Below are 19,365 nucleotides of genomic sequence, written 5' to 3'. Positions count from 1 at the left end.
TTTTATCAAGGATTCAGAACCAGCGTGAAATTGACGGGCACAGTGGTGGAAATGGCATTCAGGCCAGCCACCTGACGTAGGGATTCGATACCGCTGGTCAGGCTGAAATCAGAGGCGCTCAGCATAATAGGGGTCAGGGTTGAAACAACCAGCTTGCCATCTTGCGCTGGCGTTGCGATGACGTCGGTACTGAGACTCTTGCGTTCACCGTGCAGCGACAGGCTGCCAGACAGCTTGAAAGTTTCCGAATGGCCTTCTTCCAGCTTCGCCAAAGTGCCCTTGGGCAGCATGGCTTGGAAGTTGGCGGTGGTGAAAGTGCCGGTATTGAACAGCATGGTTTTCATTCGTTGATCGCGGATCTCGATGCCTGAATCGATGCTGCTAAGGTCAATGCTGACCATGGCGGCACCGGAGTCGGTTACGCTGCCTGACACCTTCTTGAAACGATGAGTTTCGGTGATGTTGGTGTTTTTGGAGGTTTGGAAGGTAACGACCGATTCTGGCGCCACGCTCCAGTCTGCCAAGGCGGGCAGGCTGGCGAAGGCAAGGGAAGCTAACAAGCTGGTACGAACAATCATGAGAAATCCTTAATGGATTAAAAACACGTTAGGAAATGTGTGGTTTCGCAACCACGCCAGTTCGCGCTCTATGTCGTCCTTGTGGCGTTCTTCGAGTTTGTGCCGGCGCTTATCCAATTCGAACTGTTGTTTGGGTTTTAGTTTCTTGTATGCCTCCAAAATGGGCATGTCGGAAACCTGACTGTAAAAGTCGCGCATTGTCGTCAAGTTATCGTCGTTCCAGGCCTCCGGGTCAAGTCCTGTCACCAAATATTGCAGTCGCATGACCCCTTCTGTCATTTCACACTGCTCTGTGAGCACGGAAGTACAGAGAAATTGAATATCTTGTAAAAGACTTTTTTGTTGATCGCGCAGGGCTTGCTCTGCCTGACGTTGTTCTTCCAGTTGGCGGGCTTCCATGTCTTTGACCTGACGGGTCAGGTTCCAGGCGTAATACGCCAGTCCAGCGACGACAACCAGTGCCGCAAGCATCAGAAAAGTAGTCATTTGGCTGTTGCTCCAATGAGTCCCGAAAAATGTTGACCGCACATAATACCGGTTTTGCCAGCGGTTTTTGAGCTGGTCGCTGGAAAGCTACAAGATTGACGCGGTGTAAACGTACTGCGGCGAGGTTTGCAGGCCTGTATGGCCAAAGGGCGTGTTTTGAGGGGGCGGGTGGGTGAATGACTGGTAAGAGAAAATATTTGGAAAGCGTGTGGTGAGAGGCGTTGGTTGCGGGGGCGACTACGGTGAAAGGCGCGGGAGAAGACCCGCGCCAGTTATAGGGTTTAACCCTTGTTCTGATTTTCTTCCGCTTCTGCCAGGGCGGCAAGGCGAGCCGCTTCAATGGCGGCCAGTTCTTCCTGAACCAGCTCTGGGGTCTCCAGAGAGACACGTCCCAGCTTGCCAGAGCGCATTTCGTGCAGCACTAGTTCGGATGCCTTGTGCAGGTCAATGATGCCGCCGGGGCGCAGGCAACCGCGTTTACGGCCAATGTCTTCCAATGCTTGCTGGGCAGTTTCTGGCAGTGCTTTCAGTTTGTAGCGGGTTTGCAACAGGTCAGGATACGCCACCAGCAAATGGCCAAGGGCGTAGGTTGCAATGTCCTGATATTCAATGGCGGTATCTTTTACCGCGCCACTGGCTGCCAGACGATAGCCGCTGTTTTCGTTTTCAAACTTTGGCCACAGAATCCCCGGTGTGTCGGACAGGACGATGCCGTTTTTCAGGTCGATCAGCTGGTTGGACTTGGTCACCGCCGGTTCGTTACCGGTGCGGGCAATATAGCGACCCGCCAGACCGTTGATCAGGGTCGACTTTCCAACATTGGGAATCCCCATCACCATGGTGCGGATGGATTGCTTTTTGTCGGTCTTGTTGCTGCCCAGTTTTTTCATCAGGGCGGTCAGGCGCTTCAGATGGCTTTTATCTTCTGCGATCAACGGCAAGGCATGGGTGTTGTCTTGCTGGTTAAAATAGTCGGCCCACAGCTTGGTGGTTTTGGGGTCGGCCAGATCTTCCTTGTTCAGCACCTTGATCACTGGCTTGTTGCGGCGCAGTTCTCCGACCAGCGGGTTGGTGCTGGAGAACGGCAATCGGGCATCGAGCACCTCAATTACCAGATCAATTTCGGGCATTGCCTCGCTGATTTTTTTGCGGGCTTTGTTCATATGCCCGGGGAACCATTGAACTGCCATTGTGTGTAATCTCGTTGACCTGAAAAAATTTGGGCGGCACATTGTATAGATCGGTCTGGTAAGGGCAACCGTCCGATGGTGATTATGACACCCCGATTGCGTTCATCAAACGCATGAACTGCCCGTTAAAGACCGCTTTTGTGAGTCTTTAGGGGTTTACAGGACTGTCATATTTGCCGGATAACCTGACCGTGATCGTGTGGAATTGGTCGAGTTGGAGACAAGTGTATGGATGTCTTGCAAGAAGATTTCGCTCGTAGTGCCAAGCGTCAGGGCCGTCAGGCGTCAGCCACTGTTTCAGGGCGTCGTCGAGCCGGTTTTCTGGTAGGGAACAAGTTCGTCTTTGCAGATCAGGGCGAACTGCTTTGGATGGAAGCGGGTCCCGGAGAGTTTCGGGAGTTGCGTCTCTGGCGTAAGTAGCATCACCAGGAGCGAGTTGTTAAGCCTGTTTCAGGCTAACGGCTGTACCACGATGGACTAACAGGCTGTTGGATTGCGCCAACAGCCCGATGAAAGTGTCATCCCTGCCGCGTTAACAGAGCAGGCAAGGGCGCTTCATCCTTAAAATACCGATGCTGGCTTATCAGCGTCGGCGGAGTCTTCTTCGCTGTCAATTTCAGCAGCGCTGGCTTCGGTAGCTTCTGCATCCGATGCCTCAGATTCTGGTGTTTCTGATAGCGGGGCAGTGTCCTGCTCGAATGGCACGCTGTTGTCGTCGCTTTGTGTTTCATCTTCAGAGGTTTCCACCTCTTGCTCAGCTGCGGCTGCACTGGACGCCTGTTCAGCTTCTTTCTTACGTGCTTCTTCCTGCTCCATTTGATGAACCAGCTGCTTGGCTTTTTCGATCAGGGCCTGTTGTTGCTCCTGTTCTTTTTGCAGCTTTTTCTCGGCTTTCAGCAATTGCTTCTCGATGTTGGCCCAGTGGGACTGAGGTACATCGAGATCCATGATGCCGTTTTCTTCGGCGATTTCACGTCCCAGCTGACGGGTGTTTTCGTCGGCGTCGCGGGCCAGAAGTTTGCGTTCGCCAGCTTCCATACGGGCAAACAGATCAACCAGCGCGCTGGAGAGCACGTCACGGATCAGTTCTTCGCGGTTTTTCTGGAAGCGCTTGGCAATCATGTTGATCATGGCCAGATCGGTAGGCTCTGCTTTCACCAGAATGTCGGCCTGGGTCTTTTCCTTCAAACGACGGTCCTGTTCTTCCTGATAATATTTGTCGATCAGGCTTTGGGTGCTGGTTTGATCTGGGCCTTTCATGGGTGCCTCCGTAGTCTGTCTGGCTTGAGTTATTGGCGAGGGCGGCGGATTATACGCATCGAATTCACCAGAGGTAACCGACTTCATCATGAATGTTGAAGCTTATATTGAAGAAAAGATCGCAGACTTGTCACCCGTTTATGTGAATTTGCTGAATGAGAGTCATATGCACGCCGGACCTGCCACGGATTCCCATTTCAAGCTGACTCTGGTTTCGGCACAGTTTGAGGGCAAACGGGCCGTGGCACGTCATCAAATGGTGTACGGTTTGCTCCGCGAGGCACTGTCTGGTCCGGTGCACGCGTTGGCGCTGCACTTGTATACCCCGCAAGAGTGGGCCGAAGTGGCTGAGGTTCCTGCGTCGCCGCAATGTGCCGGCAAAAATCATTGATTCAACTCTGAATCCGGCCTGAATAGCCCGGCAGTCGAGGATGGCTGCCGGGCTTATTCAGGCTACATCTCTCTATGCGATATGAAAGCTTTCTGGCTGTGACCTGTGTCACGGTAATGTCATGCAAGCTTCATAGAATCGCGCCCGTTTCCAAAACACGAAGTAAGGCGATACCCCTAATGCGCGTAATAGTCACGATTGCTCTGGCTTTCATCACGGCGATGAGCCACGCGGCGCTGGCACCATTCAGCGACTTGCCCAAGGACGGTGAAGTCCGATTGTTTACGATCCACGGTTCCAACACCATTGGTGCGGAACTGGGTCCGAAATTGATCAAGGAATATCTGGCCCAGAAGGGCGCAACGGATATTGTGATCACCGATACCAATGTTGAAAACGAACAGGTTATTTCCGGCGTGGTGGCTGAAACCGGCACCCGGGTGTTTGTCGATGTGGCTGCACACGGCTCTGGTACAGGCTTCAAGGGCCTGTTGAGCGGAGACTCCCAGATTGCGGCGGCTTCTCGTCCAATCAAGGCGAAAGAAGCGGCGATGCTGTCAAACATGGCCGAGATGACCAGTCGCGCCGCCGAGCACATCGTTGGCATTGATGGTCTGGCGGTCATCGTGAACGGCGATAACCCGATTGACGAGTTGAGTGTCGACGAAATTGCCGAGATTTTTTCCGGCGGCTACACCGACTGGTCGCAAGTGGGTGGTCGTCCTGGTCCAATCAATGTGTATGCCCGTGATGAAAATTCCGGTACCTGGGATAGCTTCAAAGGCATGGTGCTGGGCAAAAGCCCGTTGAAAGCGGGTACCCAACGCTTCGAATCCAACAATGCTCTGTCTGACACCGTTGCGGCTGACCAAAACGGCATTGGTTTTGTTGGCCTGTCGTCTGTACGTGATTCCAAACTACTGGCCGTGTCTGATGGCAGCGCCAAGGCCATGAAGCCAAACAAACTGACCGTTGCTACCGAAGACTATGCCTTGTCCCGTCGTCTGTATATGTATACCGATGACGACAACCTGTCCCCATACGTAGCCGAGTTCATGGGTTTTGTGCAGCACAATGAAGGCCAGCGCGTGGTGGCCGAGGTGGGCTTTATTTCTCAGGAACTGAAAGCCGTTGTGCCAGAGACCTATGCCGAGCTGCCAGAAGATTTCCGCAAAATCACCAACGACTCCAAGCGCTTAACCATTAACTTCCGTTTCCGCGAAGGCAGTGCCCAGCTGGACAACAAGGCGATGAAGGACATCGAACGCCTGGTTGAATATCTGCAAGCCCATGATTCCCGTGGTAAGGATGTGGTGTTGATTGGTTTTGGTGACAAGAAGAAAACGGAAAAGCGCTCGCAGTTGCTGTCCAAACTGCGTGCCATGGCCGTTCGTCGTGAGCTAGTTCGTGCCGGCATCTATCCGAAGCAGTCCGTCGGCTACGGCGATTACCTGCCAGTAGCGTCTGCGGATCGTGAAGAAGGCCGTCACAAAAACCGTCGGGTTGAAGTCTGGGTTAACGAAGACAACAGCTGAGACTTTTGCAAGACACAAAAAAACCGCCGAACTTGGCGGTTTTTTGTGTCTTGCGTTTGGGTTGTGTGTGACGTTTGGCCTCGGAGGCTTGCAGAGGTAAACAGTTTCCGAGGCTGACAGCGGTACCGTCGAGTGATCAGCCCTGGCTGTGGAAGTGCAGGTACAGGTCAACCACGGTCAGCGGAATACCACCACACACCTGATTGGACAGGTTAACGTCGTCATCGATGTCGGCCATTTCAGCCTCATCAGCAAACAGACCGGAAGCGTACATGATCGGGAACAGGCACTCGGCAACGCTTTCTTCATTGCTGGCGTACCACTGGTCTTCGTGCATCATAACGCCGGTCATAAAGCCAATGGCCCAGCTTTCCAGTGGTGGCTCTTCTTCTTCGTCGATCAGGCTCAATTCAGCCGGAACCGGGAAGTCCTGGCCGGAGTCCAGCCATGCCTGAATTTCCTTCACCAGCTTGTCCATCAGTTCGGACACGGTAGCCTTTTCGGTTTTTGAAAAGCCCAGCTGTTCATCGAAGGCACAATCCCATACGGTTTGTGGCTGGTATTCTGCCGGGCCGCACAGCAAGGCGGTGATCAGGCCGTGGACGGCGAAAAAATCGAAGCTGTCCTGGCGCTCAGCTTCGTCTTCCAGCAAAACGCCGAGGGTTTCCAGTTCGTTCTCGGACAGGGCTGGGATACTATTCAAATCGTTCATTTACAGGCTCCTCAAGTGGCGCCAATCGTATCAGGCTTATGAAAGCGTACAAGCAGCAATTCGTTACTCAACTGGGTGAAGAAGAGATCACCGTCGTGATTCAGGCCAGTCGGCGCAAAAGCATGCGTCTGGCGTGGTCCCCGGCGGGGCAGGTTGACCTGCGAATTCCGGTCGGTGTGCCGCGTTCCGATGTGCTGACCTTTCTGAAAAAACACGAGTCCTGGTTGCTGCAACGCAGACGTGATTGGTTGCAGGCGCGGGATGCCAGCCGGGGCTCGATGGAGCTGGTGGGCGAAACCGTTCAGCTGGTTCCCTGGCAAGGCCGGGGCCTAAAGTTGGAAGAGGGGCGCTTACTGGTGCCAGCAGGCTCCGAGCAGCAGCAAACCGATGCCATCGACCGCTGGCTGCGACAACAGGCAAAGGAACTGTATCAGGGGTTAATAGACGACTGGTGGCCACAGTTTCAGCAGTACGCGGCGGCCAAGCCGGTGTTGCGCATCAAGCGCATGCGCACCCGCTGGGGCAGTTTGTCGACGCGGGGTTACATCAATCTGAATCTGGCGCTGATGCACCAGCCACTCGATTTGATCGAACTGGTGGTGGTGCATGAGCTGTGTCATTTGGCCCACTTCGATCATGGGCCAGGATTCAGGCGTTTGATGGCGCATCACCTGCCGGATTGTCGCGCCCGGGAACAGCAGTTAAACCAGGTGAGGCTCAACGGTTTTCAACCGACGTGTTGATCCACAGTTGCGAGTGCCAGTAAAAATAACCTGGCTGGCTTTTGCTGGGGGCGGTGCAGTTATAGCGGCCACGGCCAGCGGTAATGGCCTTCGTAGCCCGGGTTTCCAATGTGGCCTCGCCTGATTGGTGATCAAGGGTGTGCTCTATACGGCCTTCGCCACTGGCGTAGCATTGCAGGGCGTCGAGTTTGACGTCGTCTGACTGAAAGCTCAGCGTGTAGCTCGGCGGGTTCTGGCGACCCAGTGCGGGTTCTTCAGACGCCGCGTTGCCCGTATTAAACGCCAGGGTTTTCAGCTTGCCCTTGAGAGTATCGATGTTGGCGTACTGTCCGGCCGCCGGGAATCGTGGAATTGATTGCCACCAACTGTCGATGCCCGCAGGGCCGCTTTGTTGACCAAATGCGGTGTAGTCATGCTGGGCCAGCCAGTCGGCAATTTCCAGTGAATATTCGCCATACGGGTATGCCAGAAAGCGGTAGCTGGTGCCCATTTCGGCCTGAATGCGTTCGTCGGCCTGAACCACTTCTTGCTGCATCCACTGTTCCAGCGACATGCCTTGTGGTCGTTCAATCAGGTAAGGGTGCTCCATGGTGTGGTTGGCAATGGTCGCGCCAGCGGCCTGCATTTCTCGCAGTTGATCCCAGCTGATGATGTCGGGTAAGCCACGGTCTACCGGTCCTGGGTTCACAAAAATGGTGAAGGGCCAGTTGCGTTTTGCCAGCATCGGGAAGGCGTTTTGGTAGATCGAGCCATAGGCGTCGTCGAAGGTGATGGCGACTGACCGTGGTGGCAGTTGCTGGCCGTTTTTCAGAGCAGCAATGGCATCGGGTAAGGACACCACTTGCATGCCTTCGTCCTCCAGCAGTTGCAGGTGCTTGCGAAATTGCGCCGGGCTGATGCTGGTGACCGCCGGTGTGTCGTCGGCAACGTGGTGATATTGCAGGATAATCAGGTCTGCGAGGGCGGCTTGGGCAAACAACGCCATAAAACCGGTTAACAAGAACTTGTACATCTGAATCGCGTCCTTAACGGCAGGGTAGTTGGATTTTCGTATACCGTTATACAGACAGACGTTGATAAGCCGCCAGCAGTTCCTGAAAAAGTTCTATATCGCCGCCGCGGTCGGGGTGATGCTTCATGGCCAGGCGTCGATACTGACGCCGGATGTCGGTTTCGCTGGCGTTGGCATCGAGCTCCAGTAGCGCCAGATCCTGCTTGCGCTGGTCGGCGCTGGGGGCTTGTTTCCAGATTCCTCGCAGCATTTGTTCGACGGTGTCACGGTCGGTGCTGAGGTTGCTTAAATCCAGATAATATTGTGCCAGTGGGTCCGCCTGAGCGAGCTGTTCGGCATCGCTGCTGAAGCCGGTATTCCAGTCAAACAGCCGTACACCGAGTGGGTCAATCTTCAGAATGCCCGCTCGTTCAACCAACAGTTGATTGCGTAGCCGGTAAAGGCAGTGCATGACCAGAAAATGGCAGCGGAACAGGCTCAGGGAATCGCCCAGAGCATCGCTTTGAAAGACGCCGGGGCTGGGTTGTTTGAGCCAGGAAATCAGCTGATATTCGGTATGGCTTTCACCGTCCAGCAGGCGGCTGGCCAGCAGTTCTTGTAGGCTATCGAGGGTTTCGTCGGGAGGGTCGATGCGTTCGCGATTGAGATTCAGCATCCGGGCAGGGTATCACATGTTGGCCGTCATTCTGGCTGTCATTCGTTTGCCGGGGTTCCGGGTCGGTGTCTTCAATCAGTTTACGGGCGAAGCCCGGCAGTTTGTGTTTGATGGCGTTCAGGTGGCCAGAGGTTTCGCGGTAATGTGTGCGTCTGCGCTTAAGCCAATCGCGTATTTGTGGCACTGTGGTGACTAATAGTGACAGGCCGATGATGATCATGACGATGCCAAACGGGATGGGCAGAGGGGTGACGATGATGCCTGCAATCACCAGCAGGCATCCTGTCAGGATTTTGAAACTGCGCTTCAACATAGGGAGTATCTGTTCAATCCTCTGCAAGCCTTGCAAAGCGTCGACAATGGCTTCAGCAAAAGCCTCATCATCAGCTTCAGGAACCAGGCGGAAAAGATCATCAGATTCCCACGTCTATGTTGCGGAATCGTTAACGTGTGAGACCTTATGACGGATAAAGAGACCCCACCCGGCAAGACACCCTTGCCAAAGCGCAGTTTGCTGATTACGCCTCAAGGCGAACAGGGGTTGCGAGAGGAATACGATTTTTTGTGGCGCGTCGAGCGGCCCCGCGTTACTCAGGAAGTGTCGGATGCGGCCAAGCTGGGCGACCGTTCGGAAAACGCCGAATACATCTACGGTAAACGTCGTTTGCGCCAGATCGACAGTCGGGTGCGGTTTCTGGTCAAGCGGCTGGAAGCTCTGACGGTGGTTGACCGCAAGCCCGCGGACCCAAATAAAATCTACTTTGGTGCCTGGGTTGAACTGGAAGACGATGATGAACAGATTCATCGCTATCGGCTGGTCGGAGAAGACGAGATCGATCTGAAACACGGCTACATCAGTATCGACGCACCACTGGCCCGAGGGCTGGCAGGCAAGTCGGTCGATGACGAGGTTGAAGTGGCGTTACCCAAGGGCGACTGTAATTTCTGCATTTTGGCGGTTCACTACGATCGCCCAGAGTGGGACAACAAGCCTGCGGAGCACACTCACCGTTGGCAGACCTGATGGCCGCGCTGAAATAGCTGCTAGTCTGAATGTCAGGGTCTGCACGGGGAGGGAGGCCGTTATGACATTCCGGGGTATCCAGTTGAACAGAACGGTGACGTTTGGCATCAGATTTATTTGCGCAGGGGCTAAATATGTTGCTGCCCAATACCTCGCGGCTAAATACGTTGCCGCGCTACTGATTCTGGCAGCGCTTTGCAGTGTTGCGAGGGCCGACTCGCAGATGCAAGAAAGCAGCGAGCAGCTCGGCGACGAGCAGTTTCAGCAGGTGTATCAGCTGCCGGTCTGGATCGACTCGGTTGTCAGTACCTGCAATTGGAAAACCGATGGCGGTAGCGGTTTTGTGCGGGTGATCAGAACCACCGAAAGCTTTGGGCACGGGCTGTACTTGCAATGGGTTCGTTATGGCATTGCCGGCGGTGAGGCCAAGGCTGTATCGACGGTGGTCGTGGAAGAGCTTTGGCATGACTTGTCGGTCAGATTTGAAATGCCAACAGCGGAGTTTGGCAAGGGCTACTGTCAGTTAAACAGCATGGCGGAGTCGACCAGTAGTGAACTCCGCTATGAGTTGATTCTGAAAGTCGGGGCGCCGGGCAAATACCAGCTGGACGTTGTCCGGCACCTCAAGAGCGGTAACTAATTGCTGCTGGTCATCAATCAATAGTGACCACATCCAGTCGGGTCGCCAGATGCGACTTGTCCTGTTTCTTTTGCAGGTTCACAAAGTCGAACAGGTTCACATCGCCCAGTTGTGATGGCGCAACGTTGCAGATGGCCGAGAAGATTTGCTCGCTGCGGCCCGGCTGTTCCTTTTCCCACTGCAACAGCATGTTTTTGATGTTTTGACGTTGCAGATTTTCCTGCGAGCCACACAGGTTACACGGGATGATCGGAAATTCCCGTGCCGTGGCAAACGCTTCGATGTCCTTTTCCTTGCAGTAAGCCAACGGGCGAATCAGCACGTGTTTGCTGTCGTCGCTCAGCAGCTTGGGTGGCATGGCTTTCAGCTTGCCGCCAAAGAACATATTCAGGAACAGGGTTTCAATGATGTCGTCGCGGTGGTGACCGAGGGCAATCTTGTTGGCGCCAATCTGCTCGGCGAAACCGTACAGGGTGCCACGACGCAAGCGTGAACACAGACCACAGGTGGTTTTGCCTTCAGGAATGATTTCCTTCACCACGCTGTAGGTGTCTTTCTCGACAATGTGATAAGGGACACCGAGTTGCTCCAGATATTCTGGCAAGATGTGCTCAGGAAAACCGGGCTGCTTCTGGTCCATGTTGACGGCTACCAGCTCGAACTTGACGGGCGCGCTCTTTTGCAGGCTCATCAGAATATCCAGCATGGTGTAGGAGTCCTTGCCGCCGGACAGGCACACCATGATCTTGTCGCCTTCTTCAATCATGCAGTAATCTTCGATGGCCTTGCCGACGTTGCGGCGCAGGCGCTTCTGCAGTTTGTTGAATTCGGTTTTCGATTTACGGTCGTAGCTTTCGTCGGTCATAGGGCTCTGCCATGATGCCGGTGCGGAAATCAGTTTGTCTGACCTGGTCAGGCGTTGTTAATGGCCCGTGTTACAGTGCTGCTGTCACAATGTGCCAGGCGTGCGACTATTCGGGTCGATTTCTGGATCGTTTCCGGCCGGATATTGGGTAACTTGAAAAGGCGCGTATAGTATCCAAATCGATACGGGCCGTCAGTAGTTATCATTGCTTTCACAGTGATGAACAAATCACAAAAGCGAAAATGACAGGTTCAACCCGTCGCTAACGTCAGGGATAATCGAGGAACCCTCGTAGTAACTCAGTGCTTGCTCTGGATGACAGGGCGACGCTGAGTCACGAAGCTGATTGGCAGGCCGGATGGGTCAAGTCAAAAATTAGCGACACAGAGTCAGCAATGCCGGGTCATCCCCTTCGGGCGCGGCCTGCATGCCGCCAGAGTGGGTTTGGCGAATTTGGAAAGGACCCGCAGGACTCGCGCAGCGCAGCGCTGTGCTGAGTTATTCTGAGGGTCCCAGGGTGTCTTGCGGATCAAGACATCGACATGGATACAACTACAGGAGATACGGTTTTGTTGTTTAAGCCGTCTGCATGGATCGCCGGGCTGATGCTGATGTCAGCCTCCGCGCTAGGAAGCGTAGAATTGTCAGGTGCCGCCAGTATTGCCATGCCGCTGACTGAGCAGGCCCTGAGTGAAGTGAATTCCGCCACCGGAGCAGAGACCCTGAGGGTCAAGGAGGTTGCCGAACTTGGCGATGATAACCTCTGGCGCACGGTTTCCTACTATTCCTTCCGTATCAATGACAAGGTCGCAGCGCGGGACTATTCCAGCTTCCGCATCGGCTTTAACGACTTCTATTCCGACCTGTCTCTGGATTTTGCCCGTACTCTGACTGCCGAAGGCCGTGAATACAACGTGTCCGCCGATGCCGTGCAGCAACGCTCCATGGGAGGCGGGGACGACTTTTACACCGAAAGCAGTGAACTGGTGTTCTCACTGCCGAAACTGGCACCGGGTACCCTGGTTGAATTCCAGTTCACCCGACAGCAAGTGGCTTCCCGTGTGCCAGGGCTTGTTACTCGAGTCAGCACCCCCGTTTGGTATCAGCCGCAGGTTGCCAATGATGGCTACCGCACCGACCCGGTGGGTTACTACCACTATGAAATCCGGGTGCCGGACGACATCAAGCTGAATAACCACACAACGGTTTCCGGTTTGCCAAAGCCCACCGAAAAGAAAGCCGATGGCATCCGCAGCTACCAGTGGGAATGGCACAACCCGACAACGGTGCGACTGGAAGAGGGCATGCCAGCCGCTTTCAAACTGATGCCTTATATCTATTCATCCAACCAGACGCGTTGGACCGAGTTTCAGCAGTGGGCCGCCGAACTCTACATTCCCACGGAAGACATGATTGCGTCAGTCGCCGATCTGGTCGCGGGCCTCGAGTTGCCGGAACAACCGACCGACGAAGACAAGGTCAAGGCGGTCTATGCCTGGGTAGAAAATAACATCCGCTACGTTTACGCCCACCTTGGCCGTGGTGGTTATACCCCGCACTCACCGACAGAAACCCTCGCCAATGGCTATGGCGACTGCAAGGATCAGGCGCTGCTGGTGCAGGCGATGTTGGCCGCGCTGGGCGTGAAATCCAATCCGGTGTTGATTCAAACCCGTTCCGCCGGTGAAACCTACACCGGTCAGGTCAGTAATATTTTCAATCACATCTTTGTGATGGTGCCGGGCAACAAGCAGCACGACACCATTTGGCTGGACACCACTGGAGACAACAACCTGTACCCGGGTGCATCCGCCGGTTTTGAAGGCCAACCTGCGTTGATTGTTGCCAAGGGTGAGTCCTTGCAGGAACTGTCGCTGGGGATGGATAACCATGCCAGCCTGGCGCTGCATTATGCGCTTAACGAGCAGCGTAAACTGACGCTGGATGTGAAGGTGACCTACCAGGGCATGGCGGAGCAGAGTATGCGTTCCTGGTACCACTACACCAGCCCGAAAAATCGCCTCGAAGGGCTGAAAAGCTACTTCGAAACACTCTACATGGACAACGGTCAGTACCGCATCGATGTGGATGTTGAAAATGCCGATTCGCTGTTCGAACCCTTTGCAACCAAGGCAACCTTCCACTTCAAGCAAGCCATTGCCAAGGGTGAAAACATAACCATCGCGGGTAACACCCGTCAGCTGATGGCCATGTTCGGTCTGTATAACTCGCTGCCCGACCCAACCGATCGCTTGCTGCCATTTCAGGGCAATCTGGATTTGAGCGCCGATATGACAGTGTCGGTAGAGGTGCCCGACGGTTATCGGCCATTGGTGGTCAAGGAATGGGAGTCGGCCAACACCAACCTGTTTGAGATGACCACCAGCGTTGCCGATGATTTCAGCGGTATGGGCGTTGAAGCCCGTTTCCAACCGATGGAGCTGAGCAACACGGATTACCAGACGTTCTACCAGCAAATTGAAGACCTGATGAATCAGAACGGCTTTGTACTGACATTGTTCAACGAACGCGCTTTCCCACAAGCGCCAGTGATTGCCGATAGCAAAGCATTGCAGGAAGCCGGTGGTCACACGGTACAGCAGGTTAAGGAACTGCTGGACCAGGGCGACTTTGGCAATGCGCTGATGGTGGCGGAAAGCATGCTGGACGAGAACGACGACAGTGAGCAATCCATCGCCAACCGCAGCAACGGTGAGCTTTGGTACCTGTTGGGCACAGCTGCGGGTATGGAAGGTGAGTTTGATCGTTCTGATGCCGCTTATCTGCGCGCCAGCGAACTCGGCTATCAGTATCAGGAGCGTTAAGATGAAGTTGCTGATGATGATCCTGGCCACTGTGCTAGTTGGCGGCTGTATGAAGAGTACAGGCCTGAAACCCACAGAAGATTTGGCCTTTCACACCGATTCTACGTTGCCGGGTTCAGTGAACCTGGGCATGGCGCAGGCTCTTGTGGCCCAACTGGACGCCGCAGAATCCCCACAGGAAGCCCGCGATATTGCCACCCGTGCGCTGGAGCACTTTACCGTAGCGCGTCAGTATCTACCGCACAGCACGGCGGTTCTGGATGGCCAATACCGCATGCAATTTGCTCTGGATAGCATGAACCTGCAAGCCTCGGAGCAGCTGGAACAGTACTATGTGGCGCTACCGGAGTTCGCCCGATTGGACTACACGCCGCCGGAGTACATTGATGCCATGCAACTGCTCCTGAACGGCGCGGACAATCCGGCAGTGATGCAGCTATTGCAGAAGACCATTCGGGAAGGGCGCGGCGCAGAGCGTATCTGGGTGTTTCTGGCCAACTTGCTGACCATGGATAAACACTCGAACCTGGCGCTGTTCTCTTTTAACCAGATCAAGAATCTGGATGGCGATCCAAACTTGCAGGCACGTAAGGCAATGGCGTTGGATGATCTGGCATGGCAGGGCAGTTGTGGTTACGAAAACAAGGATTACCTGCTGAAAGCTGCGACCTTGTATTCGAAAGCCGCTGCGGCCTCTGACAACGCCGAATACTACCTCGACGCTGCCAGACTGTACCGCGACGGTGGTCGTTACAAGCTCGCTCGCCATGCTGCCAATAAAGCGAACTCGATTGAAGAAACGGTCGACAGTCTGGTGTTCTTGCAGGAACTGGCGGTGGCCAGTAATGACTATGGTGCTGCCGCGCGTTGGCTGGATCGCCTGGAGGAAGGCTACCCGGGTGCGGTTGACCCGTTGTACGCCGCGATGTCGATGATGGCTGATGAGCACGATTCTCGTGCGATGAAATACCTCGAGAATTACCCGGGCGAACTGGAAGGTAAGCCCTTCTTGCTGGGACTGGCGGTTAAACAGTGGCTGGTTGCGATTATGAGCGGCAAGAAAGACTTTGCACCGCTGGTAGAAAACAGCGGCTACGCTAACGACTGGCAGTTACTGATTGGCCAGTATCTGGATGCCAATGAAGCCAACACCGACTTGATCGATATGGCATCTAACGGCTGTGAGAAAACCGAAGCCTATTTTTATACCGCGTACCAATACTGGAAAAAGGGCAAACGAAGCAGTGCCCGCAAGTATCTGAAAGCGGTGTCCAAACAGCCAGCCGTAACCTACATCGAGTGGGAGCTGGTGGATCTGTTGCTGCCGCGCATTCGCTAAACGCCTGCCTCTCAATGACGTGATCTTTTATGGAGCGAGCCATGGGCTCGCTCGTTTTCAGTTCTAACTCCTGATCTTAACTTCTGATTCTAACTTCCGATCGGCACAGACCTCAGAGTCCGGAAATAGCTGAAGGCTTTCAGCACCTTAATTTGCGCCAGATCAATCCCGATTGTGCAGATCGCACATGCCTTTACTAGAGTTAATAGATTCCTGATGAATCCGATCGTTATCGGCCAAAGCACGATAGCGCGGGTTATCAGATGGCTCCTGATAGCATGAGAATCCGTTTATGTCGTGGTTTGGTTTTGGCGCATCCGCAGAAAAAAAGCAGTCCCAGCAGGCTGGTGAGCAAGATGTTCGGGTCTACCAGTGCAGTAGCTCTCAGATAGATGCCGGGGTACTGGCCAGTCAGCTGGCGTTTCGGCAAGGCAATAGCAAACTGGTGATTGCCTATGTGTCGCCACACCTTGATCTTGAAACCACCCTTGGCAGGCTTAAACAGGCAATGCCGTTTGCGGAGCGGGTAGTAGGGATCATGACCGCCGGCGAGCTAAGCAGCTGTGGCGCTAGTCTGTATCACGATGCTGACGGCAGCTGGGACAACATTGTGCTGCAAAGCTTCAGCCCCATCGTGTTCAGCGACGTGTCTATCCAGTTGGTGCCATTGCACTGTGAAGACATGCAGTCCGGCGCGATTCGCTACGACCGTGACCAGCGGGTGGCGATGATCCGCTCTGAAATCGACAAGCTGTCGGTTCCTTTTGCCATCAACGCCCAGGACAGTCTGGCGCTGACCTTCTTTGATGGCCTCACTGCCTCGGAAAGCTTCTTTATGCAGGCTCTGTACGCCAGTGGCCGTTTCCCATGCTACTTTGTGGGCGGTTCGGCAGGGGGCAAGTTGGATTTTCAGAGCGCGCTGATTTACGACGGCGATCGCATCGCTCGTAACGCTGCCATGGTGATTTTCGTCAAGCTGGCGGCGGACGTACGGTATGGCATCGTCAAATCTCACAATTTTGAAGCAACGGCGACGTCTTTTGTGATTGCCGAGGCCGATGTTCACACGCGCACAGTCCGTTCGGTACTGCGGGAAACCGACCATGCGATTATTCCGTTTGTCGACGCTCTGTGCGAACAACTGCATTGCTCTCGCGATGGGTTGGAAGCGGCGCTGGGCAAACAGTCGTTTGCGGTGAAAATTGGCGGTGAGCTGTTTATTCGATCCATTGCCGCCATCGACCTGGAATCGGGCTCGGTCAGCTTTTTCTGCGATCTCGATTTTGGTGATGAGCTAATGCTGGTCAGACCGATGGACTTTGCGGGTACCACCCACAGTGCGTTTAACCGCATGATGAGTGGCAAACCCGGCCGTCCCATTGCCATGTTGGCCAATGACTGCATTCTGCGGCGTTTGAATAACGCCGAGAACCTGTCTCGGGTTACCGAGTTCAAGGACATCCCGGTGGCCGGATTTTCCACCTTCGGTGAATTGCTGGGTGTTCATATGAACCAGACACTGACGGCGTTGTGTCTGTTTCGGGTGCCGCAAGGTGCCAAATTCAGTGATGAATATGCCGACAACTTTGCCCTTCACTATGCCCAGTTCCGCGAGTATTACCTGCAAATGCAGATTAATAGCCTGCAGCGCATCAACAGTTTGCAAAACACGTTGGTGGAGCATTTGGGCGAATACCGCGCCATGCTGCATACCATTGCTTCAAGCTTTGACAAGGTGTCGGACTACGCAGAACAAACGGGCACCATCCTGACCGATGTGCAGCAGAAGTTTCTGGGGTTTTCCGATGATATTGAACAGCAAAGCGCCGAGCGTGAGCAGCTTCATTCCACCGTGGGTACGCTGCGAAGTAACTCTGAGGAAGTGCTGAAAATCCTGTCGGCCATCTCGGGAATTGCCGATCAAACCAACCTGTTGGCGCTTAACGCGGCGATTGAAGCGGCTCGGGCAGGGGAGGCAGGGCGCGGGTTTGCCGTTGTGGCCGACGAAGTGCGTCAGCTCTCACACACAACCCAGGACAGCCTCAATAAAACCGGCGACACCATCAACGCCGTTACCGGTTCCATTGGCTCGATTCAGGAAGCCATTGCCCATACGGAAGAGTTTCTTGGGCGTATCTCAGGTGGCAGCCAGATGCTCAGTGGTGAGCTGGCCAGTTTGGTGAATTCGTCATTGGAAGCGGGTAAGCAGGTGAGCGACTCGACCCGTTACATCAACAGCATGATGGAAAACATGTCGCGTATTGATCAGGACGTTGAAGCCATTCAGACCCTGCGTTCCCTACAGCGAAGGTAGCGGCCAGAAACCAAAAAGGCAGTGCCCAGGGAGGGTCCCTGAGCACTGCCTTTTCAATAACATCACGTAATAGGTTATTCCGTTTCGCACTCGGCGTGGTCAATCAGACCAGCCATTTCCAGAAGCTGATCCATATCGGCGATGATGATTTCCTTGCCCTGGGTTTCGATCAGGCCATTCTTCTGAAAGCGCGTGAATACACGGCTGATGGTTTCCACGGCCAGACCCAGGTAATTACTGATATCAACACGGGACATCGGCAAACGGTAGTGGGTGGCGCTGAAGCCACGGCGGGCGTAGCGGTTGGAGATATCCATCAGGAAAGAGGCAACACGCTCTTCCGCATTTTTCTTGCTCAGCAGCAGCATCATGTTCTGGTCGTGACGAATCTCGCTGCCCATGGTGCGCATCAGCTGTTTGCGCAGGTCTGGCAGCTCGTCAGTCAGGGTTTCAAGCTGGTGTACCGGAATTTCACACACAGTGGTGGTTTCCAGCGCCTTGGCCGTCAGCGGGTAGTTGCCGCCATCGTAGCCTGCCAAGCCAATCAATTCGCTGGCCAGATGGAAGCCGGTAATCTGCTCTTCGCCGTTGCTGGCCAGGGTGTAGGTTTTCAGCGCACCGGTACGAACGGCAAACACAGACTGAAACTCGTCGCCTTGCTGGAACAACAGCTGGCCTTTCTGAATCGGGCGCCCGCGGCGAATGATATCGTCCAGACGCTCCATATCGCTGTCGCTGAGCGACAGGGGCAAGCACAGGGCGTTAAGGGAGCAGGTTTGGCAGTGAGGCTGATTGCCACGCAGCGGTGGGTGAGCAATAGAGTTCGTTTTCATAGTGAGTACCGTTACTGGCCTGAAGCGCCAGATCCATCTGACTTGAACCGCGTATGGTCTTGTCGGATAGTCCGACTGTCAAGTTGGATATTGTCAGTGCCAAATCGCCCAGAGGGTCCAGAGGCCATATCCAACCAGCAGGGCGCCAGCCAGTTGCTTTATAGATTTCAGATTCAAAAACGTGCTGATGGATCGGGCCGCCAGCGAGCTGGCAAATAGCGCAGGCAGGGTACCCAATCCAAAAAATAACATGCTCAACATGCCCATGACGGGATCACCGTTGGCGGCGACCCAGCTCAAGGTGCTGTAGATCAAGCCGCAGGGCAGCAAGCCCCAGAGCATCCCCAGCAGTAGTCGGCTGGGGGTATCTTGTTTGGTTAACAGCGCACCGGTAGCGGGTTGGATACGTTTCCACAGGTGTTGACCGGCTTGTTCAAAATGGGTGAGCCACATCAGCCAACGGCCAACATACAAGCCCATCAGAACCAATAACACCCCGGCCAGACTGCGCATCACCAGCATCATTTCGGTCTGCAGCTGTTGCAGCCACAAACCTACCACCGAAACAACACCACCAAAAATGACATAGGTCGTGATTCGGCCCAGATTAAAGGCGAAAACATTCAAAAATGGCGATTTTCCTGGCTGGCTACCAATCGCAGCGCCAATACCACCACACATGACCAGACAGTGCGACGAACCAAACAGACCGAGCAGCAGCGCCGTGAGTAACGATAGCGGTTCGGTCATGGCTTGGGACCGGAGTCCGGATTGTCCGATGCAGCTTCTTGCGGAGAGTCGCTGCGGGGCGTTTGAGGTTCGTCGTCATCGAACAGAATTTTGTGGGCGGGGGATTCCAGGTCGTCAAACTGACCGGCTTTGACCGCCCAGAAAAAAATACTGACGGCGATGCCGAGCAGCACGATCGAGAGCGGAACCAGAATGTAGATAATATCCATCGCA

At 54.4% G+C, this 19,365-nt stretch carries 21 protein-coding genes; 9 read left to right on the top strand and 12 right to left on the bottom strand.

Translation table 11 applies throughout. The annotated features are described in order from the left end of the window. Positions 1 to 5: 5 nt before the first annotated feature. From G516_RS0113925 to ylqF, 3 genes are all read right to left on the bottom strand, one after another. Positions 6 to 578: a YceI family protein gene (locus G516_RS0113925; RefSeq protein WP_028294163.1), complete on the bottom strand. Its 573-nt coding sequence runs from the start codon at positions 576 to 578 to the stop codon at positions 6 to 8. Between the two features lie 9 nt (positions 579 to 587). Further along, a complete protein-coding gene (locus tag G516_RS0113920; RefSeq protein ID WP_028294162.1) occupies positions 588 to 1,064 on the bottom strand; it encodes a DUF2489 domain-containing protein in 477 nt (158 codons plus the stop codon). A gap of 281 nt (positions 1,065 to 1,345) precedes the next feature. Further along, entirely contained in the window at positions 1,346 to 2,254 is a 909-nt protein-coding gene (gene ylqF / locus G516_RS0113915; protein WP_028294161.1) for a ribosome biogenesis GTPase YlqF, read from the bottom strand. Between the two features lie 228 nt (positions 2,255 to 2,482). On the opposite strand from ylqF, the gene G516_RS0113910 reads away from it, so the two are divergent. Beyond that, positions 2,483 to 2,674 carry a hypothetical protein gene (locus G516_RS0113910; RefSeq protein WP_028294160.1) on the top strand — a complete coding sequence of 64 codons (192 nt, stop codon included), beginning with the start codon at positions 2,483 to 2,485 and terminating at the stop codon, positions 2,672 to 2,674. A gap of 141 nt (positions 2,675 to 2,815) precedes the next feature. Here G516_RS0113910 and G516_RS0113905 read toward each other — a convergent pair whose 3' ends face one another. Beyond that, on the bottom strand, positions 2,816 to 3,514 hold the full coding sequence (locus G516_RS0113905) for a hypothetical protein (protein WP_028294159.1): 699 nt from the start codon (positions 3,512 to 3,514) through the stop codon (positions 2,816 to 2,818). A gap of 88 nt (positions 3,515 to 3,602) precedes the next feature. On the opposite strand from G516_RS0113905, the gene G516_RS0113900 reads away from it, so the two are divergent. Next, entirely contained in the window at positions 3,603 to 3,905 is a 303-nt protein-coding gene (locus G516_RS0113900) for a BolA family protein (protein WP_028294158.1), read from the top strand. 179 nt (positions 3,906 to 4,084) lie between these two features. Then, positions 4,085 to 5,440 (top strand): substrate-binding domain-containing protein, encoded by a 1,356-nt coding sequence (locus tag G516_RS0113895; RefSeq protein ID WP_036536644.1) that lies wholly within the window; start codon positions 4,085 to 4,087, stop codon positions 5,438 to 5,440. Between the two features lie 136 nt (positions 5,441 to 5,576). Here the strand turns inward: G516_RS0113895 and G516_RS22590 are convergent, their stop codons facing one another. Then, positions 5,577 to 6,152, bottom strand: coding sequence for a YecA/YgfB family protein (locus tag G516_RS22590; RefSeq protein ID WP_051219439.1), 576 nt, complete (start codon positions 6,150 to 6,152; stop codon positions 5,577 to 5,579). Between the two features lie 38 nt (positions 6,153 to 6,190). On the opposite strand from G516_RS22590, the gene G516_RS0113885 reads away from it, so the two are divergent. Next, on the top strand, positions 6,191 to 6,895 hold the full coding sequence (locus G516_RS0113885) for a M48 family metallopeptidase (RefSeq protein ID WP_051219438.1): 705 nt from the start codon (positions 6,191 to 6,193) through the stop codon (positions 6,893 to 6,895). Here G516_RS0113885 and G516_RS0113880 read toward each other — a convergent pair. From G516_RS0113880 to G516_RS24465, 3 genes are read right to left on the bottom strand one after another with little or no spacing between them, the layout of a single operon-like run. After that, positions 6,870 to 7,907 carry a polysaccharide deacetylase family protein gene (locus G516_RS0113880; protein WP_028294155.1) on the bottom strand — a complete coding sequence of 346 codons (1,038 nt, stop codon included), beginning with the start codon at positions 7,905 to 7,907 and terminating at the stop codon, positions 6,870 to 6,872. The genes G516_RS0113885 and G516_RS0113880 overlap by 26 nt on opposite strands. 46 nt (positions 7,908 to 7,953) lie before the next feature. Then, on the bottom strand, positions 7,954 to 8,562 hold the full coding sequence (locus G516_RS0113875; RefSeq protein ID WP_084645073.1) for a DNA-J related domain-containing protein: 609 nt from the start codon (positions 8,560 to 8,562) through the stop codon (positions 7,954 to 7,956). Beyond that, a complete protein-coding gene (locus tag G516_RS24465) occupies positions 8,510 to 8,875 on the bottom strand; it encodes a PGPGW domain-containing protein (protein WP_084645072.1) in 366 nt (121 codons plus the stop codon). Before G516_RS24465 ends, G516_RS0113875 begins: the two co-directional genes overlap by 53 nt. Before the next feature lie 147 nt (positions 8,876 to 9,022). Here G516_RS24465 and greB point away from each other — a divergent pair, with 147 nt between their 5' ends. Next, positions 9,023 to 9,586 carry a transcription elongation factor GreB gene (gene greB / locus G516_RS0113865; protein WP_028294152.1) on the top strand — a complete coding sequence of 188 codons (564 nt, stop codon included), beginning with the start codon at positions 9,023 to 9,025 and terminating at the stop codon, positions 9,584 to 9,586. 223 nt (positions 9,587 to 9,809) lie between these two features. Continuing rightward, positions 9,810 to 10,226, top strand: coding sequence for a hypothetical protein (locus G516_RS0113860; RefSeq protein WP_028294151.1), 417 nt, complete (start codon positions 9,810 to 9,812; stop codon positions 10,224 to 10,226). Between the two features lie 13 nt (positions 10,227 to 10,239). Here the strand turns inward: G516_RS0113860 and ttcA are convergent, their stop codons facing one another. Further along, positions 10,240 to 11,091: a tRNA 2-thiocytidine(32) synthetase TtcA gene (gene ttcA, locus G516_RS0113855; protein WP_028294150.1), complete on the bottom strand. Its 852-nt coding sequence runs from the start codon at positions 11,089 to 11,091 to the stop codon at positions 10,240 to 10,242. 569 nt (positions 11,092 to 11,660) lie between these two features. Here ttcA and G516_RS0113850 point away from each other — a divergent pair. From G516_RS0113850 to G516_RS25190, 3 genes are all read left to right on the top strand, one after another. Further along, complete coding sequence (locus tag G516_RS0113850; protein WP_028294149.1) at positions 11,661 to 13,916, top strand: DUF3857 domain-containing transglutaminase family protein; 2,256 nt, start codon at positions 11,661 to 11,663, stop codon at positions 13,914 to 13,916. 1 nt (position 13,917) lies between these two features. Beyond that, entirely contained in the window at positions 13,918 to 15,255 is a 1,338-nt protein-coding gene (locus G516_RS0113845; protein WP_028294148.1) for a tetratricopeptide repeat protein, read from the top strand. A gap of 292 nt (positions 15,256 to 15,547) precedes the next feature. Then, the gene (locus tag G516_RS25190) at positions 15,548 to 17,569 is read left to right on the top strand and encodes a methyl-accepting chemotaxis protein (protein ID WP_028294147.1); all 2,022 of its coding nucleotides are present in this window, start codon (positions 15,548 to 15,550) and stop codon (positions 17,567 to 17,569) included. Positions 17,570 to 17,643: 74 nt separating this feature from the next. On the opposite strand, the gene fnr is transcribed toward G516_RS25190, so the two are convergent. The 3 genes from fnr to ccoS all read right to left on the bottom strand — a co-directional run bounded on the left by fnr (position 17,644) and on the right by ccoS (position 19,361). Beyond that, positions 17,644 to 18,402, bottom strand: a complete 759-nt coding sequence (fnr, locus tag G516_RS0113835; RefSeq protein WP_051219437.1) for a fumarate/nitrate reduction transcriptional regulator Fnr — start codon at positions 18,400 to 18,402, stop codon at positions 17,644 to 17,646. A 93-nt stretch (positions 18,403 to 18,495) separates the two neighbouring features. Beyond that, positions 18,496 to 19,152, bottom strand: coding sequence for a sulfite exporter TauE/SafE family protein (locus tag G516_RS0113830; protein ID WP_028294145.1), 657 nt, complete (start codon positions 19,150 to 19,152; stop codon positions 18,496 to 18,498). Beyond that, positions 19,149 to 19,361: a cbb3-type cytochrome oxidase assembly protein CcoS gene (ccoS, locus tag G516_RS0113825; RefSeq protein WP_028294144.1), complete on the bottom strand. Its 213-nt coding sequence runs from the start codon at positions 19,359 to 19,361 to the stop codon at positions 19,149 to 19,151. Before ccoS ends, G516_RS0113830 begins: the two co-directional genes overlap by 4 nt. Positions 19,362 to 19,365 lie beyond the last annotated feature (4 nt).

Origin of the sequence: Oceanobacter kriegii DSM 6294 (assembly GCF_000422845.1) — a bacterium.
GTDB classification, from domain to species: Bacteria; Pseudomonadota; Gammaproteobacteria; order Pseudomonadales; family Oceanobacteraceae; genus Oceanobacter; species Oceanobacter kriegii.
This window is presented reverse-complemented; position numbering and strand designations above follow the sequence as displayed.